The organism is Ensifer sp. NM-2, assembly GCF_003024455.1.
In the GTDB taxonomy this organism is placed as follows: Bacteria; Pseudomonadota; Alphaproteobacteria; order Rhizobiales; family Rhizobiaceae; genus Ensifer; species Ensifer canadensis.
In genome coordinates, this window is sequence record NZ_PVZR01000033.1 from 1 (window position 1) to 24081 (window position 24081).

The following is a 24081-nucleotide window of genomic DNA, read 5'->3' on the forward strand; positions in this document are numbered from 1 at the left end:
TGCCGGTCGAGCCGGTAAAGGTGATCGCCTGGATGTCGGGGCTGTCGAGCATCGTCTGGCCGACGACCGAGCCCTTGCCCATCACCAGGTTCAGCACGCCCTTCGGCAGGCCGGCGCGATGGAGAATGTCGACGATCGCCCAGGAGCAGCCGGGCACCAGTTCGGCCGGCTTGAAGACAACGGTGTTGCCATAGCAGAGCGCCGGCGCGATCTTCCAGGCGGGAATGGCGATCGGGAAATTCCACGGCGTGATGATGCCGACGACGCCGACCGGCTCGCGGGTGATCTCGACGCCGATATCAGGGCGCACCGAGGGGATGACTTCGCCGGCCAGCCTGAGCGCCTCGCCGGCAAAGAAGTCGAAGATCTGGCCGGCGCGCACGGTCTCGCCGATGCCTTCTGCCAGCGTCTTGCCCTCTTCGCGCGACAACAGTCGCCCGAGCTCGTCCTTGCGCGCCAGGATCTCGTCTGCGGTCTTTCGAAGGATCGCATGACGCTCGAGGATGCCGGAGCGTGACCAGGCCGGAAAGGCCGCCTTGGCCGCAGCAATCGCCGCCTTCGCATCCTCGGCCGAGGCGCGGGCATATTCCCCGATCACGTCGTTGGTGTCGGACGGATTGATATTGGCAACGCCATCACCGCCAACCCATTCGCCGGCAATCAGGTTCTGGTGCAATGTCATGGGGACCTCCCGCTAGATGGCTATTTAATCAATGAATAGGGTCGCCCTCATAACGCTACAAGGGCGACCGTTTGGCCATTAACGCTTGTGCTGACCAATCAAGGTTTCCATCATGGACATTTCCTCCACCGTCAGGTCGTGAAGCGGTGAGCGGACAGGACCAGCATCGAAGCCCTGTAGGCGTACACCCGCTTTTACTGCCGAAACTGCATAGCCTTTGGCGCGGTTGCGGATCGCCATGAAGGGGTAGAAGAAGTCGAGAAGGATCTTTTCGCACTTCGCGCGTTCGCCGGCGCGCAACGCCTTATAGAACTCCATTGCCAGACCGGGCACGAAGTTGAACACGGCGGACGAGTAGGTTGTGAACCCAGCTCCGAGATAGGCTTCTGCGAAGAGCTCGGCGGTCGGCATACCGCCAAGGTAGGTCAATCGGTCACCCATCTTCGCCGTAATCTGGCGCACAAGAGCGATGTCCCCGGTACCATCCTTAAAGCCGACGAGGTTGGGGCATTCGTCGCAAAGCCGCGCGAGCGTATCGGCCTGGAGCACTGAATTGTCGCGATTGTAGACCATCACGCCCATACCGGTGGATTGGCAAACGGCCTTGATATGTTGGTAGAGTCCCTCTTGCGGAGCGTCGATCAAGTAGTGCGGAAGGAGGAGAATTCCGTCGGCCCCGGCCTTTTCAACAGACCTTGCAATGGAGGCGGCCATATTCGTGCCATAGCCGCAGCCTGAAACAATCGGCGTCTTGCCGGCAGCTTCCTTGGCAACGCGCACGATTTGCGGGATTTCCTCTGGCGCGAGCGAAAAGAACTCGCCCGTGCCGCCCGCGGCAAACAGCGTGGCTGCATCGTAGCCTGAGAGCCAGTTGACGTGCTCACCGTAGCTCTTGGCATTGAACTTTCCCTCCGCATCGAAATGCGTGACGGGGAAGGAAAGTAAACCGGCGCCAAGCACCTTTTTCAATTCTTCAGTTCTCATGGGTGTAGCCCTCCTTTGAAGGAAGCACCGAATAGCGATGCTCCTAGTTGATTTGATTTGATTGGATTGGGTGTGCGCCTCTTCAGGCTTCCAGCGATCGCACCATCGTGGCCAGGCGTTCGCAGGCACCGGTTAGCTCACGGTCGGAGGCGGCGATTGACAGACGAATGAAACCGGGCGCGCCAAAAGCCGCACCTGGCACACTCGACAGGCCGAACTGCTGGAGAAGGTGCGCGGCAAACGTTGTGTCGTCTGCAATCACCTCTCCGCTTAATTCCCGCCCGAGCAGCCTCCCCACGCCAATGAAGGCATAAAAAGCACCCTCCGGCGGAGTGAATGCGAGCCCGTCGATGTCCGCGAGACCCTGCGACATGATTTTCGCCCGTTCAGCGAAGTTTCGCGCGGCTTTGGCAACAAAATCCTGATCGCCGTTTAGCGCTGCGAGGGCTGCTGCTTGCGCTACAGTCGAGACGGACGTCACGCTCTGCGACTGCATCTTATTAAGCGACGCTATGAGCGCTTTTGGGCCGGCAGCATAGCCAACGCGCCAACCGGTCATCGCATATGCCTTGGACACACCGTTGACGATCAGTGTTCGGTCGCGAAGCTCTGGGCAGGCAGACGCGAAGGATATAAAGGGTGCCTCCTTAAGCAGGATGTGCTCGTAGATTTCGTCCGAAAGCACCAACACCTGCGGATGGCGGGCGAGCACTTCGGCAAGTCCTCGGTACTCCTGCGCCGAATAGATAGCTCCGGTGGGGTTAGATGGCGAGTTCAGCAGCAACCATCGGGTCTTGGACGTGATCGATGCTTCCAGCCGCTCAGGGTCGATCTTGAAACCGACCTCGGGCCCGCAACTCACATAGACTGGGTCGCCTCCGTGCAGGGACACGATGTCGCCGTAGGACACCCAGCAAGGCGTCGGGATTATGACCTCATCGCCAAGCTCGAGCGTGGCGAGGAATACGTCAAACAGGATTTGCTTGGCGCCATTGGCGACCATCACCTCGTCAGCGGCATAGTTCAGCTGATTTTCCGTTTTGAACTTGCTCACGATCGCCTGTCGCAGGCTCTCCATACCCGCCGGCACGCCATAGCGCACCCGCCCCTGACGAATGGCTTCGCAGGCCGCCTCAGCAACGTGTGCCGGCGGCTCGAAATCCGGCTCGCCAAGCGACAGGTCGATGATATCGCGGCCCTCGGCAATCAATTTCTTCGCAGCCATTGCGATCGCCATGCTGGGCGATGACTTTATGCCCGCTGCGCGCTTGTTCTCGAAGTTCATCTCCGGCTTCCTTGGACTGATTGACATTTAAAGCCGGACGAAGCTTCCGCCCCGCCCGGCCCCCGGGAGGATTATCTGGTAGGGACGTAGTCGAAATCGCTGTCCCGCTTAGCGGCTGTTGGATCGCGCGTGTCTGCCAGGCCATAGCCGCCGCCGCCAGGAAGCTGGAGAATTAACCGGCGACCAGCGGGAACATGTTGCCGACCCTTCGAGGCCAAGCGCGTTCCGTCGTCGAGCAACACTGCTCCAGGAGCGCCGTTCTCGCCGCCATTGCGGCCGCGCGCGGGGTGTTCGACGCGGTCGAACATGGCGTTGAAATGCATCTCGTGACCTTCGGTCGGCGAGATTTCCACGACCTGCCCCAGGCCGCCTCGGAACTGGCCGGCGCCGCCCGAACCGTCGCGCAGTTCCTTACGCCAGAAGATGACCGGACCGACGTGCTCTGTCGCCTCGATCGACATCGAGTGCACGCCGCTTGGAAATGCCGTGGCATTCAAACCGTCAAGCGTGGAACGTGCACCGGCGCCGCCACTGTTGAAGAGCAGGACTTCTGCGCGCTGGCCGCCATCAGCCGGCGCCCTTTCACCCTGCAACGGCCGCACGCTGACGTGCAGGTTCCACAAGGCACCCGCCCCTTCCGCCGGTACGCGACCAGGAAGCATCTTGTGCACGGCGCCAAGTACGGCGTCCGGAACGAGATGCCCGAGGACGTGGCGCACCGAGACCGGTGCGGGATGTTGCGCATTGAGAATGCAGTTTTGCGGAGCCATGACGCGGAACGGTAGCAGGGAGGCGTGATTGTTCGGGATCTCCGGCGCGATCGAGCATTTGAGACCGTAACAGGCGTAGGCTGCGGAGTAGATGATCGGGCAATTGATACCCTTCGGACTGGGCGGCGAGGTCCCTTCGAAATCCGCAAGGATATGATCGTTCGCCACATCGAGGCGCACGGCGATGTCGATCGGCGAGCCATAGCCGTCGACCCGCATTACGTTGGAATAGGAACCCTTCGGCAGGGCCGCAATCCGTTCGATCGTCGCATCGTAGCTGCGCTTGAAGATGAAGTCGGCCAAGGTTTCGAGATCCGTAAGACCGAATTCGTCCATCATGTCCATGAGCCGGCGATGACCGATCTCGTTGCAAGCTGCGAGCGAATAGACATCGCCGACCACCTGATGGCTCTCGCGCACATTGTTGCGCAAGATGTTGACGAGGTCCTTGTTGACAACGCCGCGTTCGGCAAACTTCATGATCGGGACGAAGATGCCTTCTTCGTAGACCTCGTTGGCATCCGGCCCGAAACCGCGACCGCCTACATCGACTACGTGCGCGGTGCAGGCGAAGTAGCCAACCAGATCCCCTTCCCGAAAACTCGGCGAGACGACGGTGAAGTCGTGCAGGTGGCCCGTGCCCTTCCACGGGTCGTTGGTGATATAGACGTCACCCTCGAAGATGCTTTCAGGGCCGATGTCGCGGATGAAGTGGCCGACGGCTTCCGCCATAGCGTTGACGTGGCCGGGTGTACCGGTCACGGCCTGAGCTATCATCTTTCCGCCGCGGTTGAACACGCCGGCAGACAGGTCACCCGACTCACGCACGCTGGTGCTGAACGCGGTGCGGATCAGCGTAAGCGCTTGCTCCTCAACTACGGAGATTAGCCGGTTCCACATGATCTGCATGTGGACGTCAGAAAGTGCATTGGTTTTCATGGTTTTCCCTCTGTTCAGGCAGCTTGCTTGGCACGCACGAGCAGGCAGCCATCGGACTGCATGACGACTTCGCGGCTCGCTGTGATGATGGTCGAGGTTTCGCGTTCGGTGATGACCGCCGGACCGGCGACCCAATCGCCTGGCTTCATGTCATTGCGGGAGACAATCGCGGCACTTTGGAAGTTGCCTTCCTGCACGTCGAAGATTTCACGCGTGCCGCGAACCTCGGCGGCTGCTCCCTTAGCGGTCTTGCCGATCCGCTCAGGCGGGATCACCTTTGAAGTGGCACGCAGCGACCAACTGACGATCTCGACATCAAGCCCGTCAATCACGCGGCCGAAGAACTGCTCATACTGTTCGTCAAACAATTTGCGAAACAGTGCGCCGTCACTATCGATGTAATCACGCACCTCAATGGTGACTGGTACTTCCCAGCCCTGACCGACATAGCGCATGTAGGCAGTGCATTCGAGACCCGGTTCCGCGTCCGGCGCTCCTGAGCGCACGAAGGATGTCGCTTCAGCGATCAAGTCGCTGATGGTGGTGTTGATCGCTTTCGCCTCGAAGCGGCTTAGACGGCTATAGGCGCTTCGAACGGATTCAAAGCCGAATGGAGCCCTCAGGAAACCGATTGCCGAGCCGACACCAGCGCCTGGTGGAATCAAAAGATCCGACATTCCAAGCTTTTCGCACAGCCGGGCGGCATGGATAGGTGCCGCACCGCCGAAGGCAATCATCGTGAACTCCGAAAGCTCCTTGCCGTTTTCAACGGCATGCATTCGCGCGGCGTTGCTCATGTTCTCGTCAACCACTTCGCTAAGCCCGTAAGCAGCGGTCGCAACATTGGTCTCAAGCTTAGACGCCACATCCTGATCCATTGCCTTGTCAGAGGCACAGCGATCGAGCTTCATTGCACCGCCGGCAAACTCGTCGGGGTCAAGACGACCGAGAATGAGATCGGCATCAGTGACGGTCGGGTTCTTACCGCCACGCCCATAGCAGGCGGGCCCTGGCTCGGAACCGGCGCTGTGGGGTCCAACGCGGATCTGGCGCATGCTGTCGACGGTTGCAATCGAACCGCCCCCGGCGCCGATCTCGACCATTTCGATGACCGGAATGGATATGGGCATGCCGCTGCCCTTCTTGAAGCGCCAGGTGCGAGCGACCTCGAATGTCTTAGACGTCTTGGGCGTCTGTTTTTCGATCAGGCAGATCTTGGCCGTTGTCCCGCCCATGTCGTAGGAGAGGACCTGGTCGAGCCCGTAGCTGCTGGCGATATGAGCGGCGAAAATTGCGCCGCCTGCGGGACCGGATTCAAGAAGGCGAACCGGGAATTCGATGGCGCTTTCGACGCTGATGATCCCGCCGCCAGAATGGATCATAAAGATCGGGCATCGGGTTCCCTCATCCGTCAAGCGACCAACGAGGCGGTTGAGATAGGAAGCCATCAGGGGCTTGACGAAGGCGTTGGCGCACACCGTGTTGAAGCGCTGGAACTCGCGCATTTGCGGCGAGACCTCGAACGACACTGACACCGAGATGTCCGGGTTTTTGGCAAGTAGCCGGTCTCGAACGGTTTTTTCATGCGCGCCGTTCAAGTAGGAATGTATGAAGCCAATCGCGACGCTTTGATAACCGGCAGCAACAATGCGATCGCAGAGGGCATCGACTTCGGAAAGGTCCAGCGCCTTGAGCACCGAACCGTCGGCGCCGATGCGCTCGTCAAGTACAAAGCGCTCGTTGCGCGAAACCAGTGGTGCGGGCAGTACGATATCGAGATCATATTGTTCGAAACGGCTCTCCGTGCGCATTTCGATGACGTCACGGAACCCCCTGGTGGTGATGAAGGCAGTTTTCGCACCCCGGCGCTCGATCAAGGCATTGGTGGCGAGCGTGGTGCCGTGGATGATCGTATCGATCTCGGAGAGATCCACGCCCGCGACCTCAGCGACCTGTCGAATGCCTTCAACGATTGCGTTTTCGGGAAACGAGTAGTCGGTCAGCACTTTGATCGAATGGAGCGTGGCTCCCACTTCCATCGCGACATCGGTAAAGGTTCCACCGATATCGACGCCGACCCTAATTTGCTTGCCATCTTTCGCCATTTTCTTCACTCATGCTCCGTAAACGAGCTGTTGTTGCGCCGCGCCCGGGAAGGCTTGTTTTTCGACGTGCGGCGGCACTCCCCGCCCGCACAGACAGGCGGGGGCAAAAAGCTCTTCAGTGGTTGATGTTTCGGGTGCGCTGCGCGACGGCTAAATGAACGCGCAGAGCTTAAGCGTTATTGCTTGCCGGTGAAATCGACACCCGGCAATGTCGTCGGAAGCGCGGCGCGATCCACGCCAATCCATTTCTTGTAGAGCGCGTCAAGCGATCCGTCCGCGGTATGCCGGGTCACAAAATCTGTGAGGTAGGCGAGCATATCCTGATCGCCCTTGCGCACCGCCATTCCCTGGAAATTGTCGGCAACTTTGTACTTGCGCTCGAATTCGGCGCTGTGTCCTGTTTCCTTGATTACCAGGCCGTATGTGACGCTCCCAAGGATCGCATCGACCTGGCCTGAAAGCAGTGCTTGCACTGTCGTCGCATCATCGTCGAAGCGCTTGATTTCTGTCTCCGGCGGCGCAGCCTTGACCAAAACCGGTTCGAACACGCTGCCTCGGTTGACGCCGATTACGTATTTACCGAGATCCTCGTTACCCTTGATTTCAGCATCCTTTTTTGCCCAGACGGTGATGTCGTTCGACGAGTAGGGAATGACATATTGGATGACCTTGGCGCGCTCTTGCGTAATGGTCATAGAAGGCACGAGGAAATCGACATTGCCGTTGACGAGCAGAGGAATGCGGTTCTGGCCGGTGATGCGTTCGAACTTCACCTCGACGCCGAGTTCCTGGGCAATCAGCTTGGAAAGCTCGATGTCGAAACCCTCGTTTTGACCGTTCTGGTCGATGAAGCCCCAGGGAAACTGATCCATCTGAACCCCAATGACGGCCGTGCCCTTTGCCTTGATCTCTTCCGGCGTCACAGCCCCTGCAGTGTTGGCAAAGGCAGTCGCCGTCAGAATGACCGCCGTAAGACCGGACAGGAACCTGGAACGCGAGATGGTCGGTGCTGAATTGAACATGTTGGTTACCTCTGGTTGGTTTTGATCATGCGTTCTTCTTGTTATCTCGCGGCGTTGAGGCGCCGTTCGACTCTTGCGCTGAAGTAGGTCAGGGGCAGGCAGATGAAGAAGTAGACGAGCCCGACCGCCCCGTAGACTTGCAGTGGTTGAAACGTGATGTTCGCCATTAGCTGGCCCGAGCGGGTAAGCTCAGTCAGGCCCAGGAGTGCAGCAAGAGCAGTCCCCTTGATAAGGTTCACCAGGAAGCCGATGGTGGCGGGCAAACCGATCCGGAAGGCCTGGGGCAGGACCACATCGATCATGCGGTAGACATAGCCGATACCAAGCGCGCGGGCGGCCTCGCTTTGACCCGGCGCCACGGCCTGGATGCTGCCACGCCAGATCTCGCCGAGAAACGCGCTGGTGTGCAGCGACAGGCCAACGGTCAGCGCCACCCAGATATCGACCTTGAGGCCAAATACCGGCATTCCGAAATAGACGAAGAACAACTGCACCAAGAGCGGCGTCCCTTGGAAGATCTGGATGTAGGTTGCCATAAGGCCGCGCAGGACCGCCCATTTGCTGGTACGACCGAGCGCTACTGCGAGACCGAGCGCTCCGCCAAAAGTGAACGCGAGAAGAGAGAGGATGACTGTCCAGCGAGCACCTTCCAACAGGAATAGAAACTCTCCGAAACCAAATTCACGGATCATCGATTTGGCCTCACTTTGTCGGATAGGAGAAGTAGGTTCTGCCGACCAGCTGCAATGCGACAGAGAAGAACTGGGACAGCAGGAGGTAGACCGCACCGAGGACGAAATAGATCTCGAAACTGCGGAAGGTTTGGGCGTCCAGCGTCTGCGCCATGTAGGTCAGTTCCTCCGCGGAGACCGACGCAACAAGGCTCGAATTCAGCATCATCAGGATGAACTGACTGCAGAGCGCCGGATAGACCGCACGGATTGCCGGTCGAAAAACGATGAAACGATAAATGTCGATCGTATGCAGGCCAAGCGCCCTGCCCGCCTCGATCTGGCCAGGCCGGATCGACTGCACGCCACCGCGAACGATCTCCGCGGCATATGCCGCGCAGTTGAGTGACATTGCGAGGATCGCTGCCTCTTCGCCGTCCAACTTGATACCGAGCGTCGGCATGCCGAAATAGATAAAGAAGATCTGGACGAGAAACGGTGTGTTGCGGATAAGCTCGATATAGCCCACCGCAATCATCCGCACGGCGGCAAGTTTACTCATGCGCATCAACATGAAGACAATGCCCAGCGAAAGGCCGGCAACCATTGAGATGGCAGACATCCTTAGTGTTTGAATGGCGCCCTCGAGAAACATGGGCCAAGCGGCAAAAACAGGGGCGAAATCGAAGGAATATTGCATCTATACACCTCTGCCCTAGTGATTGAGGATCTGGCTGAGGAACGTCTTGGTGCGTTCATGGCTCGGGTTACTGAAGAACACGTCGGGCTTGGCGCTTTCGACGATCTCACCGCGGTCCATGAAGATGACGCGATGCGCAACGGCTCGGGCGAAGCCCATCTCGTGCGTGACGCAGATCATGGTAATGCCGTCGTCGGCGAGCGACACCATCGTATCGAGCACCTCCTTGACCATCTCGGGATCGAGCGCTGAGGTCGGCTCGTCGAACAACATGATCTTTGGATCCATGCAGAGCGCGCGTGCGATGGCGACACGCTGCTGCTGACCGCCCGATAACTGAGCTGGATACTTCAGCGCCTGCTCGACGATGTGGACGCGCTCGAGATGGCGCATGGCCTTTTCCTTGGCCTCTGCCCCCGACGCCTTGCGAACGCGCCGCTGTGCCAGCATGCAGTTTTCAAGCACTGTTAGATGAGGGAAAAGGTTGAACTGCTGGAACACCATACCGACGTCGCGTCTAATATGGTCGGCATTCGCGCCGCTTTGGTTGAGCCGTGTGCCGTTGACGAAGATTGTGCCTTCCTGAATTTCCTCCAGGTGGTTGATGCAACGGATAAGCGTCGACTTGCCAGAGCCCGACGGACCGCAAAGAACAATGTGCTCGCCGCGAGCGACGTTCAGATTTATGCCCTTTAACACTTGCAAAGGGCCATACCATTTGTTGACGCCGACCATATCTATGGCTTTTTCGGACTTCGCGCTTTCGCTCATTCCTCGTTCCCCTTCCTGTTATCGTCAGGATTTCATTGCGACTTCAAACACGGCATCAACCTCGACGGACGAGCCGCGAGGAAGCGATCCGGCGCCGAGCGCCGTACGGACGTGGCGGCCATTTTCTCCGAAGACTTCGACAAGAAGATCGGAAGCGCCATCAATTACGGCGGGATGTCCCTGGAAGTGCGGCGGCGCGTTCACGAAACCGCGAAGCTGCACGCACGCAATTACTCGGTCGAGGTCCCCGTCGAGGGCGGCACTTACCCGGGCCACAAGGTTCAAAGCGCAAAGACGAGCGGCTTGATAGCCGTCTTCAGGCGAGATGTCCTGCCCCACCACGCCGACGAAATGCTCGATACCGTCGATACGCGGGATCTGTCCTGAGACAAAGAGAAGGGATCCCACGAGCCGGTGCGCAACGTAGTTTCCGGAGGCCGGCGCATTAGAAGGCAACACGATGCCGAGCTTGGAGATGCGTTCAGAGACGACACCCATAGCAAATTCCACCTGATTTTCTGCGAGCGCTTTAAAGCGCTTGTTTCGTTCCCGGAGCCATTCGCCTCGTCTCGACTGACAAGGTATCGCTGGCTCACTTACCGAGACCAAAGATTATTGAAATAGTATCTCATGTCAATACCGACACAAGAGATACTACCTCTCAAGAGGCTGACGCATTTACATCACGATAATCGTATTAATTCCGCTACTTACAGCGCCTTTTTAGGTCTCTGTCGGTGCGTGTTGCTAATCAGCGTCGAAAATATTTTTGAGTCATTTGCCATAAAGGGCTTTGAATAAGGCTCGCCGATATGCTCATCGAAGCCTGTGTGCGCACACTTTGAGCGCAATCGCCGACATACAGGTAGTACCACATCTTGAAGTAGTGCTATCTTGTCAGAAGGACACCGAAACCCTATTAATCGTCAAAAGCACCGGTAAAGGGTGACGCTAGGTAACGGGTGAATCTTGGACACACTGACAAGTCGGACCATACAAGCACTCAAGGCTCATATCATCGAGGGTGAACTCGACAAGGGCGATAAGCTTGGATCGCTTAATGACCTTTCTCAACGCTTTGGCGTGAGCCGGACCGTCATTCGCGAAGCAATATCCGCATTGCGGTCTGATGGAGTAGTAGAGGCACGTCATGGCGTCGGCGTGTTTGTACGGAATGTGCCCGCGCCGGAAGATTTGACCGGCTATGATTCCGAGCTGGCACTGGCGCCGCTTCGCCGCCTGAAGACGTCATTCATCGACCTTCTGGAACTGCGAATGGCATTCGAGGTTCATGCGGCGGGTCTTGCTGCGACCCGCCGCTCCTGGGCACAGGAATCAAATATCTGGAACGCTGCCCGCCAATTCGAGGCATCGATCGACGACGAAACCGCCCTCGACAATCTGGACTTTGTTTTCCATCGCTCGATCGCAGACGCGACGAATAATGGTGCCTTTATAGAGTTCTTCAACTTGATGAGCCTTCAAATACTCCCGCAACCGGCGTTCTCAAAGGAACTCAATCCAGCGCTCATCACGCCCGAGTACATTCAAAACACTGTGAGAGAACACAGGGCCATCTGCGAAGCGATCAGCAGCGGAAACTCCGAACAGGCCCGCGAAGCCATGCGCGCCCATCTAAACCGGAGCCATCTTCGCTACCGCGGCTTTTCAGACGGAGAAACTTCCCCGTTAAGCAATCTCGCCCAATCGCCATGAGCCGATGCGCTACATTGAATCGGCGCCAAGCCCTATTGAAGTCTAATGGCAGACCAGAAACACCGGCACGAAAACAATGGCTCACAATCCCGCCGACCACCTGGCACTGAGCAATCGATTCTGGTGGCCGACGCAATAAGAGAGTATAATCCGCGGCGTTGAATGCAACATATCGCTCACGGCCTCTGATGTCTCCTGCTCAGGGGCCGTATTTCTGGAATTACCCGCCATCCGGCGGTATTCGGGAATGCTCACAGCGTGCGCAGCCGCCAGCGCCCCAATGAGAAAAAATCGCGCAGGCTTGTTTCGAAATGCACTCTTTTTTAAGAGCATTCTCGCGCACCAGACGGTGCGGGTGTGTGGGCTGCAAGTTTGGTTTCTTATCAGTCCATTCAGGGCGCGCGCCGTACTGGGCCGCGATTGCCCAGATCAGACCCTGTACCCGACCAAAGCGTCACACGCAGCATATTTGTGTTTGCCATCCAACCAGGACTGCAAGCGTTGCCGACCGCCGACGCCGCCGGCAGCTCGGGAAAATTGTCACCATCCTAAGCGGCCACAGCAGCTCTGCGAGAGACCGTTCGCTCGCGTACATCCGGCCACCCCCCACGTTGCCCCAACGTGAACGGGACATTATCCAGTTGCTCCATCAGCATTTTTTTCTTCTGGTTTGAGCGCTAACCTCAAAACACGCATCAATAACCGCAACGCGTCATCGGACGGCCCATCGGCGCTGAAGCTGTGTTTGATGCCATCCATCGCAGCCGCAATCAGCGCGGCGAGGTCTGCGGGTGATACCTCTAATGCCTTCAGGTCGATCTCCCCTTGAGCTTGAGCTGCCGCCAGGGCGTTTGCCAGGAGGTCAAGCAGCTTCGATCTGGCGGCAATCGTTATATCCTTTGCCAGTTTCAAATTGGTGTCGAAGAGTTCCTTGGCGTTTTCGCTTTTGCTGAACGGAGCGATCAGTCCTTCCTGGAAGGCGGAGATCGCCGCCGCGATACGGTCCACGACATCTCCCGTGCGGCCAAGCGCGTCCTCAACCTCAGACATTGTCCGTTCATGCGCACGCGCCGAGCCGGCCCGAAAAAGCTCCTCCTTACTGTTGAAGGCAAGGTAGAGGGAAGCGCGCGAAATCCCTGTCGCACGGGCGATATCCGCCATGGTGGTCTTCTGAAAGCCGTACCGGGCGAACACCGGCAGCGCAGAATCCAAAATTAGAGCTGACTTGCGATCTTCATTTTCCATCTGGACATGTTGACGCCCCCTGTCTGAAATGTCAAAGTGACAATTGGACAATATTAGTCCACTTGTCCAATTAGCCGAACTCGCATCGGAGCACGATCATGAAAGAGGCGCGACCGCCACAACAAACCACAGTGCTAGTCACGGGGATCAGCGGCTTCCTTGGCGGGCATGTGGCGCTGCAGCTGTTGCAACAGGGTTATCGTGTTCGCGGAACCCTAAGACGGATGGCGTCAGCCGCTGCAACGATGTCCCGCTTTCAACCGTTCACCGAAAATCTCGGTTTCGTCGAAGCCGATCTGGATCACGACCTCGGCTGGGCGGAAGCGGTTTCGGACTGCGATTACATCATCCATACCGCATCTCCATTTCCGAGTGGCGCGGTGCGCGATCAGACAGGATTGATCCGGACAGCAAAGGAAGGGGCTCTCCGCGTGTTGCGGGCGGCCCATGCAGGCAAGGCGAAAAGGGTCGTCCTCACCTCATCAATCGCAGCCACCAATCATGGCAGCGGGCGTGCACCGTTCAGCGAAAAGGACTGGACGGACACAGAGAGCAAACGCGCGACACCCTATTACAAATCCAAGACTCTGGCCGAGCGCGCCGCTTGGGCGTTCGCCGAAGAACATGATCTGGCCTTGACCGTGATCAATCCGGGTCTCATCCTTGGTCCGTTGTTAGGCAATGACTGCGGCACGTCCGTCGGACTAATCAGGAAATTGATGAACGGCAAGTTCACGCGATTGCCGCGCTACGGTTGCGCAATCGCTGACGTTCGCGATGTCGCGCTCGCCCATGTCCGTGCGATGGTCGAGCCCGGGGCCACTGGACACAGGTTCATCGTCGGAGGCCGCGTCTTCTGGATGAGGGACATTGCGCACGTACTTGCCCAGTCCTTTCCAGCCTACACTTCCCAGATACCAACTGCGGAACTTCCAAACTGGTTGGTTCGAATTCTGGCTCTCATCGACGCCGACGCGGGGACGATCGTGCATGAGCTTGGAAGGGACCTCCGCATCGACACCTCAAAAGCAGAATGCGTGTTGCAATGGCGGCCGCGTCCCGAAGAAGAAACCATCCGCGCCTGCGGTCAAAGTCTGATCGAAAAAGGACTGGTGACCGCCCGCACCGCTGGCCGAGGATTTGACTTTCGCCGCGAAGAGCCAACGAAACATCCAGGAGATTAGAATGATAAACAATGTTAAGACCGAAGAAGACCGCATCCGTGAAAGCGAACGCAGCCGATTGCGTGCGCTCGTCGCCGCCGATATCACTGCGGCGGCACCTCTTCATGCCGATGACTTCCAGTTAATCACCCCCATCGGCGTAGCTCTATCGCGGGAAGAATATCTCGGTGCCATCGCCGCCGGCCAGATCAAATACCGCGCATGGGAGCCAAGCGATATTGCCGTCCGTCTTTATGGCTCGGCCGCCGTCATACGCTACCGCGCTCGCCTGGAAGTAATCTTCAACGGACATCTCGTGCCGGCCGCAGACTACTGGCACACAGACACTTATGAAGAGCGCAACAGCCGCTGGATAGTTGTATGGTCTCAGGCCACGACCATCAGCCGCTAGTCAAATCGAGACTGGTAGCCGTTCCCATAAGCCCTTCGAGCCAGAAGCGGTCGAGTGATCCGCTTCGGGCCTTCAGGACCAACGGAAGGGCCATGCGTCGCCTAGAGTTGCGGGGTTAGTCCTCGATGTCGACCTGCTCGAAGCGATGCGAGCCCAATGGCTCCATCACGTAGTTCTTCACCTCTTTCGACATCGGCAGCACAACCGTGGAGTGGGCAATCGGAACCCAAGGTGCCTGATCGCTGATGATGGCCTGTGCCTCTTCGTACAGTTTCGTCCGCTCGCTTTGATCCGAGCTGGTACGCGCCTTCTGGAAGATCTCATCGAGCGGCTTGTAGCACCAGTTGGCATTGTTGCTGCCGCCAACGCCAGAGCAGCTGAAGAAATAGCTGAGCAAATTGTCAGGATCGCCGTTGTCGCTCGTGCCGCCCAAGATGACGGCGCCATCGCGCGCTTCGTCGCGCACCTTCTTCAGATACTCGCCCCATTCGTAAGAAAGGATTTCGACACCGATGCCCACCTTGGCAAGGTCCGCCTGCATCAGCTCTGCCGCGCGGCGAGCGTTCGGCATATAGGGACGGCTGACAGGCATAGCCCAGATCTTCATCTTCAGATCTTTGACGCCGGCCCCATCCAGCAGCTTCTTTGCCATTTCCGGATCGTAGCTGTAGCCCTCTATTTTGCCGTTATAGCCCCACATCGTCGGCGGCAGGACGCTTTTGGCGACCTGTCCCATGCCCTGATAAACGGAACCGACAATCGCCTTGCGGTCGATCGCCATATTGATGGCGCGGCGTACTTCCAGCTTGTCGAACGGCGCGATCAAGGTGTTCATCGCGAGATAGGAGACGTTGAGACCTGGCTGTTCCAGAACAGTAAGGTCCGGATTTGCCTTCAGCCCGGCCACGTCAGCCGGCGCCGGGTATGGAGCGACATGGCATTCTCCCGCCTGGAGCTTCTGCATGCGTGTCGTCGGATCGGTAGTGATCGCGAAGATGAGGTTGTCGATCTTCGGCGCGCCTGCCCAATAGTCTGCATTGGCCGCAAAGCGAATTGCCGCATCTTGCTGATAATCGACAAAGCGGAACGGCCCGGTTCCGACCGGCTTACGGTCAAGATCCTCGCGCCGTCCTTCAGCCGCCAGCTTATCGGCATATTCCTTCGACATGATCGAGCCGAAGTTCAGGGCAAGCTTTGACGGAAGCGATGCATCCGGCTGCTTCAGGACGAACTTGACGGTCTTTTCGTCCACCTTGACGATGGCCTTGATGACCGATGGCATGTCCATCGCATTGAACATTTCCCAGTTCGCACCGGGGAAATAGCTGTTCCAGGGATCGTTCTTGTCCAACTGGCGATTATAGGTGAAGAGCACGTCGTCGGCGTTGAAATCACGCGTCGGTGTGAAGTCATCCGTCGACTGGAACTTCACGCCCTCACGCAGTTTCAGCGTGTATTCGAGATTATCGTCGGAAATTGTCCAGCTTTCAGCGAGGCCCGGAATAACCTTGGTCGTACCGCTTTCGAATTCGGTCAGGCGATCATAGATCGTCTCCGCCGAAGCGTCCCAAGTACTGTTGGCCGAGTAGAGCGCTGCATCGAACCCCTCTGGCGCGCCCTCCGAGCAATAAACGAGCGTCTTTGCCATGGCCGGTGTCAGGGCGACGCCCGAAAGCATCGTTGCTGCAAACAGAGAAACAACGGTCTTGCGCGTCCGTGCGAATTTTAGAGTCATTGGCTTATCCTCCCTCAGGAATGGAATGCGAGATGCCCGGCGAATGGCTCGCGCGCACAGGTCAATCGGCTTTGCCGGCCGTCGTGCCGAGGCCGCGACCGGGCGTCCAGACAGGGTCTGGCGCGGTCCAGAGCACATCGTTGCGGATCAGTTTCACCAGTTCACCCGCCTGCAGGTCGAGGAAGCGCTCGCCCTTGTCAGCTGTTGCACTGCGCGGATCGCCCCAGGTGCCGGTGACCGGCGCACGCTCGGCGAAGGAATAGAAGCGCGACACGTCCACCGGCACATCGACGGGATGCTGCTGGTTGCCATATGCCTGCCCGAACATCTCGGTCTTTACCGCGTCCGGGACGATTGCCAACATGACAGATGCCTCGCCTTCGCAAGCATGATGCGCACCGGTGTCGACCTCGAAGATTTTCCCCGCCTCCTCGGGCGCCAGCATCCACGGCGTCGTGGCGACGATCGGCATGGCAAACTCGACCGCCAGCTCACGCACGGCAACCGCGAGCGGATCCATGTTGCCGCCGTGTCCATTGACGATGAAGAGCCGTTGGAAGCCGAGCGTCTTCAGCGAGCGCACGATGCAGCGGATGACGCGGCTGAGCGTATCGTAGTCGAGCGTGATGGTTCCGCCGAAAGGCAGGTGGTGTTCGCTCATGCCAAGCCAGAGGCCAGGCAGAACGGCGACCGGGATATCATCGGCAACCAGACGGGCGGCGCGAATGGCCGCCGCCGATGCGCTGGCGGTATCGGTAATAACCGGCAGATGCGGGCCGTGCTGTTCCAGCGAGCCGATCGGCAGAATGGCGAGCGCCCCGGGCTTGCCGGCAATTTCGCGCAGGCTGGGTGCGGTCATGCGCGCCCATTCAACTTCCTTCGTCATGTCAGGCCTCTTTCATCAGATCACATTCATGTCCGGATCGCAGGCGCCTGGACCGCCACACGCCTGACTGCGTCGGACCAGCATTCCGAAACATGCCGAAACGGCGGCCGACAGAGGGGCGCCGATTTGCGTTGGTTCGCGTCACTGTTATCTCCGGCAAGCAGTGGGTCGGGCTTCGCCTTCGCTCCGCCGAGCGAACAGCTCCAAATTTGCACAGTCGGAAATATCAATCAAATTATTTTTCGGATAGGAAACTTATATTTCTTAAAATACCGACCTCGAGCATCAATTCATCGAACCGCCATGCGCCGCCATGCGGACGGAAGGCGGAACGCCCTATAGCGCTCGTCTGCGCCTCAACACTGGGCCAGATGACACCTCGCGTTGCGCGCGTCATCGCCGAGGCGGTGGAGGACCTGCGGCACCTCGCAGCCAGCAGCAGCCATGCCGCATCGTTCCCTGTAGAAGCAACCGGTCGGCAATTTGCGGTTGTTTGGAAGCTCCCCGATCCGCACCTCGGCAAGAGTCGGCAAGGGGCTTGCGAAACTCGGAGCTGAGGCCAGAAGCGTTTGAGTGTACGGGTGCCGAGGATTGCCAAGAACCTCGTCGGCCGGACCTGATTCAACGATCTGGCCGAGATACATCACAGCGACATCGTCGCAAAAATGGCGCACCAGCGCGACATCGTGCGAAATCAAGAGGTACGTTAACCCCCGCTCCCGCTGCAACTTCAAAAGCAGGTTGACGATCTGCGCCTGCACCGACACATCGAGCGCCGATGTCGGCTCGTCCAACACCATGAGATCGGGATCCGTGCTGATCGCGCGGGCGATTGCGATGCGCTGGCGCTGGCCACCTGAAAACTCGTGGGGCAGGCGATCCAGATGTTCCGGCCTCAAGCCGACGGCAGCGGCCAGTTGCTCCGCCTTCGCATGCAACTCGGCATTGCTGTGTCCGCCGCGAATGTGCAGCGGTTCGCTGATCAGCCGCCAGACCGGCAGCCGCCGATCGAGCGAGGATTGCGGATCCTGGAAAACGATCTGCATCTTCTGCCGCAGATCGCGCTTTTGCCTTCCCTTCGCTGCCTGCAAATCCTGGCCGTCGATCGTCACCCTGCCCTGCTCGTAAGGCGCAAGCCCGATGATCGCCTGGGCGAGCGTGCTCTTGCCGCAACCGGACTCGCCGACGATACCAAGGCTTCCACCACCGCGAACGCTAAGAGTTACGCCGTTGACGGCGTGCACATGCGAGGTGGGGCGACCGAGCCAGTCGCGGGACGCGGGGAAGCGGACGTTGAGATCGGAAACGTCCAGAACCGGCCGGCCTATCGTATCAATACCTTCGGTCATTGCGGGCCCCCCTGCTCTGATATCTCCGCTCCGACACCACGCCGCCAGCAGGCCACCTGTCGGCCATCGGCCCCCTCCAACTGCGGAGACCGGGATCGACAGAGATCAACCGCTTCCCTGCATCGTGGCTGGAAATAGCAGCCGCCAGGCGGGTGCATCAGGCTCGGTACCGCGCCGGTGATCGCTTCGAGTTCCTGCTTCGGCGCCACCCGTTCCGGCAGGCAGCGCAGCAGCGCCTGGGTATAGGGGTGCTGCGGCGCGTCGAGAACGGCTCGCGTCCCGCCCTCCTCCACGATCCTTCCGGCATACATCACGTAAAGTCGATCGCAGAGCTGCGACACGACCGCGACGTTATGCGAGATGAAGATCACCGACGTCCCGGTCCGGCGGGCGCGGTTCTGGATAAGCCGCAGTATCACGGCCTGGACGGTGACATCGAGCGCAGTCGTCGGCTCGTCGGCGATGATGAGCCCGGGATTGCAGGAGAATGCCATCGCGATCAGAACCCGTTGCCGCATGCCGCCGGAGAGCTCGAACGGGTAGAGCTTCATGACCCGCTCGGGCTCGCCGATCAGCATGTCGGCAAGAATATCCCGGGCAATGCGCCTGGCATCCGTCAAGCTTGCCTCCTCGTGACGCATGATGACGTCAGTCAGCTGCTTGCCGATGCGGATCGTCGGGTTGAGCGCGTTCATCGGCTCCTGGAAGATGGTCGAGACCATCTTGCCGCGCACATCCTGCAGCTGGCTCTCGTTCATGGCGAGGGTGCTATGACCAAAGATCCTGACGGAGCCGCCGGTGATCCTGTAGCGCCCCTTGGGCAGCAGCCCGGTTGCTGCCATGGTCGTCACCGATTTGCCGCAGCCGGACTCGCCGACGATCCCGACGATCTCAGCCTTTGCGACATTGATTGACACATTGTCGAGCGCCTTGATCGCGCCGCTGAAGGTTGGGAACTCCAGCGACAGATTGTGAATGGCCAGCGCCTGACCGCGAGATTCAACGATACCGGTCGTCATCATCTGCCCCTCAAGCGCGGGTCGAGCATATCGCGGATGCCGTCGCCAACGAGGTTACATCCCATGGCCGTGATCAGAATGGCGAGACCCGGGAAGGTCGCGTACCACCACTGATCGAGCATGTAGCTGCGGCCGCTGCTGACGAGCGCGCCCCATTCGGCGGTGGGCGGCTGAGCACCGAGGCCGATGAAGCTGAGGGCGGCTGCGATCAGGACAACACCGCCAAGATCGAGCGTCGCCTGCACGATGATCGGCGACATGGCGTTTGGCAGGATATGCCAGCGCAGAATATAGAGCGGCGAGGCACCGAAAGTGCGCGACGCCTTTACGAAGACCTGCTCGCGCAAGGACAGCGTTTGACCGCGGGCCAGGCGCACATAGGCGGGAATCCGCACGATCGCCACGGCCAGCATGGAGTTGAAGAGGCTGGGCCCAAGGGCCGCGGCCAGCGCCATGGCCAACACGAGCGCCGGCAAGGCAAGGACGACGTCCATCAGCCGCATGACGGCAGTGTCGACCCGTCCGCCGACCACGCCGGAAAAACAGCCAATCAGCACCCCAACCGACATCGAGATCAGGACAATCATGAAGGCGGCCCCGCAGGATGCCCTTGCCCCATACACGACGCGCGAGAACAGGTCGCGGCCGACCTCGTCGGTACCGAACCAATGGGCAGCACTCGGTGGCAGCAGACGCGCCGTCAGCGAGACCTTGTCCGGGTTGTAGGGCGCGATCACCGGCGCGGCGACGATCATGATGAGGACGAGCAGGATGATGGCAGCGCCAACCAGGGTCAGCGGGCTCCGGCGGCTGAGGTACCAGAGATAACGCAGCCGCTCGGATAGGGACCTGGTCCTGCGCATTGCGGAACTCGCCGCGACAGGATCGGTGGGGATGACGGCAGACATGATCAGACCTCCCTGATCTGGGGGTCGGCGAGCATGTAGGCGAGATCGACCAGGAGATTGATCAGCACATACCCAATGGAAGCGACGATCGTGAAACCCATGATGGCGGGAAAATCGAGCGTCTGAATGGAGGTAACGACGTAGGTGCCCATGCCGGGCCAGGCGAAGATCGTCTCGGTCAGCACCGCGCCATATAGGAGATCGCCAAGTGCCAGCCCCAACAGAGTGATAGATGGGATCAGCGCGTTTCTGAGCGCATAGTTGAAGATGATCATGCCCTTGCGCAAGCCGCTGGCGCGCGCGGTGCGAATGTAATCTTCCTGCAGGACATCCAGCATCGAGGCGCGAATCTGGCGCGTGATCACGCCCATATTGGCGAAGGCCAGCACAAAGCCCGGCAGGATGATGTGGTAGACGGCGCTGCGGAACGCATCGAAGCGGCCTTGCAGCAACGAGTCGATCAACAGGAACCCGGTGATGCGTTCGGGCGCAACGATGCCCATGGCCAGACGGCCGCTGCCGGGCAGTATCTGAAACTTGGCGTAGAAGAAATAGATCAGGATAAGACCGAACCAGAACACCGGCATCGAAATGCCGCAGACCGAGACCGTGCGCGCAATCTGGTCGATCGGACCATCCTTGTAGACCGCCGACAGCACACCGAGCGGCACTCCCAGACAGATCGCGATGAAGAGTGCGACGGCCCCCAGCTCCAGCGTCGCCGGCAGGAAGGTGCGGATATCGCCGGCGACCGGACGGTTGGTGCGCAGGGACGTCCCCAGATCGCCCTGCAGCAGGTTGCCGATATAGATGGTGAACTGTTCGACAACAGGTCGATCAAGGCCGAGATTGCGCCTGACATTTTCAAGCGTTTCGGCACTCGCCCGGTCGCCCGCGATCATGCGTGCTGGATCTCCCGGTATGAGATGGGAGATCGTGAAGGTGATGACGGCGACGCCTAACACAACGAAAAGCAAAAGAACCAGGCGCGGGATGATGATGCGGGTGATTGCCATGGACGTCAGCCCTTCCGGCAGGGGAACCCTGACCTTGCTTGGGAAACGATGAAACCCTGCCGCCACAGCCGTTGAGGCTGGCGGCAGGTGTTGCGTGGAATGAGACCCATCAAGGGCGCGGGATCGGTCTGATCCGGCTCCGTCATTCCGTTTTCGACATCGTTGCGAAGTTGTAGACCTGGATCAGCATGGGGTTGTAGACATAGCCTTGCACGACGGCGCGGCGGGCGAAGATGTCGTTCTTTTCCATAATGTAGAGATAGGGCGCGTCCTCAGTCGAAAGCTTCTGCGCTTCGACATAGAGTTCCTTGCGCTTCCCCTCGTCGACGATGGAGCCCGCCTCTTTCACGAGCGCGGTCACCTTGGTGTTGTCGTAGAAGGAACGGTTGCCCGGACCGCCCATTTTGTCGGCGTCGAACCAATAGTTCATGAACATGTAGGGGTCGGCGAAATCAGGCGTCCAGGCGCCGGGAGCCATATCGAATTTGCCGTTGGCCACCAGTTCGCGTTTGGTCGTGTCGGCGACAGCCTGCAGATCGAGCTTGATGCCGATTTCCGCAAGAGACGCCTGCAGCGCAAGCCCGACCGGCTCCCAGGCAGGATCGGCCTGGGAGAAGGTGTAAGTCAGGCGAATGTCGCTCTTGCCGGAGTCGGCGAGCAGAGCCTTGGCCTTCTCGACATCGTATGTGTACTGGAAACCCTGCGCGTCGTGCCCCCACATACCGCTCGGCACCGCGCCGCGCATCTGTTTGGCCTGACCAAGCATGATGCCGTCGATGATGCCTTGATAGTCGACCGCATAAGAAATCGCCTGGCGAACCTTGGCGTCGTCCAGCGGCGGCTGGCGGTTGTTCATGTAGATGTAGTTCACATACATGCTGGGATTGCTCTCGACCACGACGGAGGCGTCCTTCTGCAGCGCCTCCGCCTGATCGAGCGGGAGCTGTTCGATGATGTCGGCATCACCGTAGGTCAGTTGAAGGCGGCGGGCCGAGACGTCGCCGACGATGCGGATGACGACTTGTTTCAGCGCCGGCTTTGTGCCCGCGTAGTGCTCGTTGCGGTCGAGTACGATGCTCTGGTTGCGCTCCCAGGAAGCTATACGGTACGGACCGCTACCTGCCGAGTGCTCCGCAAGCCAGGCCTTCGCCATGTCGCCGTCCTTCTCGTGCTCCATCACCTTGGGATTGATGATGGCCGCACCGGAGACGGCGAGCGTCGAGATGAAGGGCGCAAATGGCGCCGTCAAATGGAATCTCACCGTCTGCGGATCGATGACCTCGACCTCCTTCAGCACCGGAAACGCGTCGGAGGGGCCCGCCTTCAGCTTCATCAATCGATCGAAGCTGAATTTCACTGCAGCCGCGTCGACCGGTGCACCATCATCGAACTTGTGGCCGCTGGCGAGCTTGAAAGTCCACACGAGGCCGGCGTCGTCGGCAGTCCAGCTTTCAGCCAGTTCGGGGCCGACCTCCGTTGTCCCGCCTTTGTAGACGACGAGCCTTTCATAGGCAGCGTAAATCAGTGTGTAGCCGCTGTTGCTGATTTCAACACCAGGATCGGCGGTCGGCGGATCTTCCGCTCGCGCCAGCACCAGCACGTCCTGCGCAGCGATCGCGCCGGAAAGAGGCGTTGATGCCAAAAGCAAGGCAACGCCAATCGATTTCCACTTGGAAGCGTTCATCTCGTAGTCCTCCCCAGAACTGCTGCGCACGATGCCCTCCCGGCACCAGCCGCAGCACTAGAGTAGGAAACGATTTTCCTAAGTGCAATATTTTTTTCTTATCGTACTTGTTTTAGTTGTGTCAGCTTTTGGGCTTGGTCGTCTGTGCGTTTGCCAGGGTGGAGACCAATTCGGTTTCCGGGGTCGAGCAAACGCACAGGATTTGCGCAGGTTCTTCGCTCACGCTGAGATAGGCGTGCCCCGTCATGGCATCGAAATAGCAGGAATCGCCCTTTTTGAGCCGCAAGGGCGCATAGATCTCGGTATGAAGTTCAAGTTCGCCTTCGACAACGTAGAAGAACTCCTCGCCCTTGTGCCGGATAAGCGGCCCGAACTCCTCTAGTGTGCGAGCGCGGGCCACCGCCACGATTGGAACCATAGACTTCTTCGAAATCTCTGTACAAACATAGAGATAGTCGTAGTTTTGCGTGATGATCTGTCGCCCATCGCCAGATCTGGTGTAAGTGCGACGCCCCAGCATACTGGGGGCTTCCTCAGCACCCGCCGTGGTCCCGAAAAGCTCGACGATATCGACCTTGAGGCCCTGGGCGAGCTGAATCAATCGGTCGTAGGTGAGCTGCATCTGGTTGTTCTCGACCTTGGAAAGGGTCGAGACCGCAAGCCCGGTCATGGAGCTCACCTCTGCCAGCGTCCAGCGATTGCGGTTGCGAATCTCCTTCAGGATATCGCCGAGGCTGGATTTCGCATCGGTCATTGTTGGCGTCTCCAATTTACCTGCAGCCGTTCCGGACCGCGTGCCGCTCTCGGCTCAGCCCGCGACGCGGGCAGAATCCGACTGGCATGATAGGAAAACCATTTCCTATAATACTTGGCCGAAATCAACATCGGCTAGAAAAGCAATCCCATACTAGAGCATCCCGCTTTCACGTGGAATCGCCGAAGGCGGATAAGATGCCCTAGAATCAAAGTGCTAGAGCGCCGAGCGACACCCTTGCACCCAGGCGTCACCGGCACGACCC

23 protein-coding genes and 1 pseudogene are annotated in these 24081 nt (G+C 59.0%); 3 read left to right on the forward strand and 21 right to left on the reverse strand.

Annotated elements, in window-relative coordinates; genetic code table 11:
• From C6558_RS35605 to C6558_RS35650, 10 genes are all read right to left on the reverse strand, one after another.
• The coding region (locus C6558_RS35605) for an aldehyde dehydrogenase family protein (RefSeq protein ID WP_146160951.1) at window positions 1–682 on the reverse strand (682 nt) is incomplete at its 3' end.
• A gap of 78 nt (window positions 683–760) precedes the next feature.
• Window positions 761–1666 carry a 5-dehydro-4-deoxyglucarate dehydratase gene (gene kdgD, locus C6558_RS35610; RefSeq protein ID WP_107028516.1) on the reverse strand — a complete coding sequence of 302 codons (906 nt, stop codon included), beginning with the start codon at window positions 1664–1666 and terminating at the stop codon, window positions 761–763.
• A gap of 82 nt (window positions 1667–1748) precedes the next feature.
• Complete coding sequence (locus C6558_RS35615) at window positions 1749–2951, reverse strand: pyridoxal phosphate-dependent aminotransferase (RefSeq protein ID WP_107028517.1); 1203 nt, start codon at window positions 2949–2951, stop codon at window positions 1749–1751.
• Between the two features lie 71 nt (window positions 2952–3022).
• Window positions 3023–4660: a hydantoinase B/oxoprolinase family protein gene (locus C6558_RS35620; protein ID WP_057209669.1), complete on the reverse strand. Its 1638-nt coding sequence runs from the start codon at window positions 4658–4660 to the stop codon at window positions 3023–3025.
• A 14-nt stretch (window positions 4661–4674) separates the two neighbouring features.
• On the reverse strand, window positions 4675–6765 hold the full coding sequence (locus tag C6558_RS35625; RefSeq protein ID WP_057209670.1) for a hydantoinase/oxoprolinase family protein: 2091 nt from the start codon (window positions 6763–6765) through the stop codon (window positions 4675–4677).
• A 176-nt stretch (window positions 6766–6941) separates the two neighbouring features.
• A complete protein-coding gene (locus C6558_RS35630; protein ID WP_057209672.1) occupies window positions 6942–7787 on the reverse strand; it encodes a transporter substrate-binding domain-containing protein in 846 nt (281 codons plus the stop codon).
• A 41-nt stretch (window positions 7788–7828) separates the two neighbouring features.
• Window positions 7829–8479 carry an amino acid ABC transporter permease gene (locus C6558_RS35635; RefSeq protein ID WP_107028518.1) on the reverse strand — a complete coding sequence of 217 codons (651 nt, stop codon included), beginning with the start codon at window positions 8477–8479 and terminating at the stop codon, window positions 7829–7831.
• 10 nt (window positions 8480–8489) lie between these two features.
• Window positions 8490–9158, reverse strand: coding sequence for an amino acid ABC transporter permease (locus C6558_RS35640; protein ID WP_057209675.1), 669 nt, complete (start codon window positions 9156–9158; stop codon window positions 8490–8492).
• Between the two features lie 15 nt (window positions 9159–9173).
• Window positions 9174–9929, reverse strand: a complete 756-nt coding sequence (locus tag C6558_RS35645; protein ID WP_057209677.1) for an amino acid ABC transporter ATP-binding protein — start codon at window positions 9927–9929, stop codon at window positions 9174–9176.
• Window positions 9930–9953: 24 nt separating this feature from the next.
• A complete protein-coding gene (locus tag C6558_RS35650; RefSeq protein ID WP_107028519.1) occupies window positions 9954–10427 on the reverse strand; it encodes a RidA family protein in 474 nt (157 codons plus the stop codon).
• A gap of 471 nt (window positions 10428–10898) precedes the next feature.
• Here C6558_RS35650 and C6558_RS35655 point away from each other — a divergent pair, with 471 nt between their 5' ends.
• Complete coding sequence (locus C6558_RS35655; RefSeq protein ID WP_107028520.1) at window positions 10899–11645, forward strand: FadR/GntR family transcriptional regulator; 747 nt, start codon at window positions 10899–10901, stop codon at window positions 11643–11645.
• Between the two features lie 633 nt (window positions 11646–12278).
• Here the strand turns inward: C6558_RS35655 and C6558_RS35660 are convergent.
• A complete protein-coding gene (locus tag C6558_RS35660; RefSeq protein ID WP_107028521.1) occupies window positions 12279–12890 on the reverse strand; it encodes a TetR/AcrR family transcriptional regulator in 612 nt (203 codons plus the stop codon).
• A gap of 98 nt (window positions 12891–12988) precedes the next feature.
• Here C6558_RS35660 and C6558_RS35665 point away from each other — a divergent pair, with 98 nt between their 5' ends.
• Both C6558_RS35665 and C6558_RS35670 read left to right on the forward strand, forming a co-directional pair.
• Window positions 12989–14074, forward strand: a complete 1086-nt coding sequence (locus C6558_RS35665; RefSeq protein WP_107028522.1) for an aldehyde reductase — start codon at window positions 12989–12991, stop codon at window positions 14072–14074.
• A gap of 1 nt (window position 14075) precedes the next feature.
• Window positions 14076–14465 (forward strand): nuclear transport factor 2 family protein, encoded by a 390-nt coding sequence (locus C6558_RS35670; RefSeq protein ID WP_107028523.1) that lies wholly within the window; start codon window positions 14076–14078, stop codon window positions 14463–14465.
• A gap of 115 nt (window positions 14466–14580) precedes the next feature.
• Here the strand turns inward: C6558_RS35670 and C6558_RS35675 are convergent, their stop codons facing one another.
• From C6558_RS35675 to C6558_RS35710, 10 genes and pseudogenes are all read right to left on the reverse strand, one after another.
• On the reverse strand, window positions 14581–16200 hold the full coding sequence (locus tag C6558_RS35675; protein ID WP_107028524.1) for an ABC transporter substrate-binding protein: 1620 nt from the start codon (window positions 16198–16200) through the stop codon (window positions 14581–14583).
• Window positions 16201–16261: 61 nt separating this feature from the next.
• Complete coding sequence (locus C6558_RS35680) at window positions 16262–17086, reverse strand: creatininase family protein (RefSeq protein WP_107028525.1); 825 nt, start codon at window positions 17084–17086, stop codon at window positions 16262–16264.
• A 356-nt stretch (window positions 17087–17442) separates the two neighbouring features.
• The gene (locus C6558_RS35685; protein ID WP_107028526.1) at window positions 17443–18435 is read right to left on the reverse strand and encodes an oligopeptide/dipeptide ABC transporter ATP-binding protein; all 993 of its coding nucleotides are present in this window, start codon (window positions 18433–18435) and stop codon (window positions 17443–17445) included.
• Window positions 18432–19454, reverse strand: coding sequence for an ABC transporter ATP-binding protein (locus tag C6558_RS35690; protein ID WP_245449293.1), 1023 nt, complete (start codon window positions 19452–19454; stop codon window positions 18432–18434). The genes C6558_RS35685 and C6558_RS35690 overlap by 4 nt, the downstream gene beginning before the upstream one ends.
• Complete coding sequence (ddpC, locus tag C6558_RS35695; RefSeq protein ID WP_245449295.1) at window positions 19454–20362, reverse strand: D,D-dipeptide ABC transporter permease; 909 nt, start codon at window positions 20360–20362, stop codon at window positions 19454–19456. Before ddpC ends, C6558_RS35690 begins: the two co-directional genes overlap by 1 nt.
• A gap of 2 nt (window positions 20363–20364) precedes the next feature.
• Window positions 20365–21033 carry an ABC transporter permease gene (locus C6558_RS35700; RefSeq protein ID WP_371412332.1) on the reverse strand — a complete coding sequence of 223 codons (669 nt, stop codon included), beginning with the start codon at window positions 21031–21033 and terminating at the stop codon, window positions 20365–20367.
• Window positions 20919–21224 carry an armadillo/beta-catenin-like repeat-containing protein gene (locus C6558_RS41840; protein WP_371412333.1) on the reverse strand — a complete coding sequence of 102 codons (306 nt, stop codon included), beginning with the start codon at window positions 21222–21224 and terminating at the stop codon, window positions 20919–20921. The genes C6558_RS35700 and C6558_RS41840 overlap by 115 nt, the downstream gene beginning before the upstream one ends.
• Window positions 21157–21378: pseudogene (locus tag C6558_RS41845) on the reverse strand (ABC transporter permease); the annotation flags it as partial. The pseudogene C6558_RS41845 and the gene C6558_RS41840, both read right to left, overlap by 68 nt.
• Window positions 21379–21520: 142 nt before the next feature.
• Window positions 21521–23092 carry an ABC transporter substrate-binding protein gene (locus tag C6558_RS35705; protein WP_245449297.1) on the reverse strand — a complete coding sequence of 524 codons (1572 nt, stop codon included), beginning with the start codon at window positions 23090–23092 and terminating at the stop codon, window positions 21521–21523.
• A 91-nt stretch (window positions 23093–23183) separates the two neighbouring features.
• Window positions 23184–23816 carry a helix-turn-helix domain-containing protein gene (locus C6558_RS35710; protein ID WP_107028530.1) on the reverse strand — a complete coding sequence of 211 codons (633 nt, stop codon included), beginning with the start codon at window positions 23814–23816 and terminating at the stop codon, window positions 23184–23186.
• Between the last annotated feature and the right edge of the window lie 265 nt (window positions 23817–24081).

Excerpts from the sequence above, each read along its gene's own strand:
- kdgD (WP_107028516.1), bottom strand. The coding sequence starts at position 1,666 with ATGAGAACTGAAGAATTGAAAAAGGTGCTTGGCGCCGGTTTACTTTCC.
- C6558_RS35615 (WP_107028517.1), bottom strand. The coding sequence starts at position 2,951 with ATGAACTTCGAGAACAAGCGCGCAGCGGGCATAAAGTCATCGCCCAGC.
- C6558_RS35620 (WP_057209669.1), bottom strand. The coding sequence starts at position 4,660 with ATGAAAACCAATGCACTTTCTGACGTCCACATGCAGATCATGTGGAAC.
- C6558_RS35625 (WP_057209670.1), bottom strand. The coding sequence starts at position 6,765 with ATGGCGAAAGATGGCAAGCAAATTAGGGTCGGCGTCGATATCGGTGGA.
- C6558_RS35630 (WP_057209672.1), bottom strand. The coding sequence starts at position 7,787 with ATGTTCAATTCAGCACCGACCATCTCGCGTTCCAGGTTCCTGTCCGGT.
- C6558_RS35635 (WP_107028518.1), bottom strand. The coding sequence starts at position 8,479 with ATGATCCGTGAATTTGGTTTCGGAGAGTTTCTATTCCTGTTGGAAGGT.
- C6558_RS35640 (WP_057209675.1), bottom strand. The coding sequence starts at position 9,158 with ATGCAATATTCCTTCGATTTCGCCCCTGTTTTTGCCGCTTGGCCCATG.
- C6558_RS35645 (WP_057209677.1), bottom strand. The coding sequence starts at position 9,929 with ATGAGCGAAAGCGCGAAGTCCGAAAAAGCCATAGATATGGTCGGCGTC.
- C6558_RS35650 (WP_107028519.1), bottom strand. The coding sequence starts at position 10,427 with ATGGGTGTCGTCTCTGAACGCATCTCCAAGCTCGGCATCGTGTTGCCT.
- C6558_RS35660 (WP_107028521.1), bottom strand. The coding sequence starts at position 12,890 with ATGGAAAATGAAGATCGCAAGTCAGCTCTAATTTTGGATTCTGCGCTG.
- C6558_RS35665 (WP_107028522.1), top strand. The coding sequence starts at position 12,989 with ATGAAAGAGGCGCGACCGCCACAACAAACCACAGTGCTAGTCACGGGG.
- C6558_RS35670 (WP_107028523.1), top strand. The coding sequence starts at position 14,076 with ATGATAAACAATGTTAAGACCGAAGAAGACCGCATCCGTGAAAGCGAA.
- C6558_RS35675 (WP_107028524.1), bottom strand. The coding sequence starts at position 16,200 with ATGACTCTAAAATTCGCACGGACGCGCAAGACCGTTGTTTCTCTGTTT.
- C6558_RS35680 (WP_107028525.1), bottom strand. The coding sequence starts at position 17,086 with ATGACGAAGGAAGTTGAATGGGCGCGCATGACCGCACCCAGCCTGCGC.
- C6558_RS35685 (WP_107028526.1), bottom strand. The coding sequence starts at position 18,435 with ATGACCGAAGGTATTGATACGATAGGCCGGCCGGTTCTGGACGTTTCC.
- C6558_RS35690 (WP_245449293.1), bottom strand. The coding sequence starts at position 19,454 with ATGACGACCGGTATCGTTGAATCTCGCGGTCAGGCGCTGGCCATTCAC.
- ddpC (WP_245449295.1), bottom strand. The coding sequence starts at position 20,362 with ATGTCTGCCGTCATCCCCACCGATCCTGTCGCGGCGAGTTCCGCAATG.
- C6558_RS41840 (WP_371412333.1), bottom strand. The coding sequence starts at position 21,224 with ATGTCAGGCGCAATCTCGGCCTTGATCGACCTGTTGTCGAACAGTTCA.
- C6558_RS35710 (WP_107028530.1), bottom strand. The coding sequence starts at position 23,816 with ATGACCGATGCGAAATCCAGCCTCGGCGATATCCTGAAGGAGATTCGC.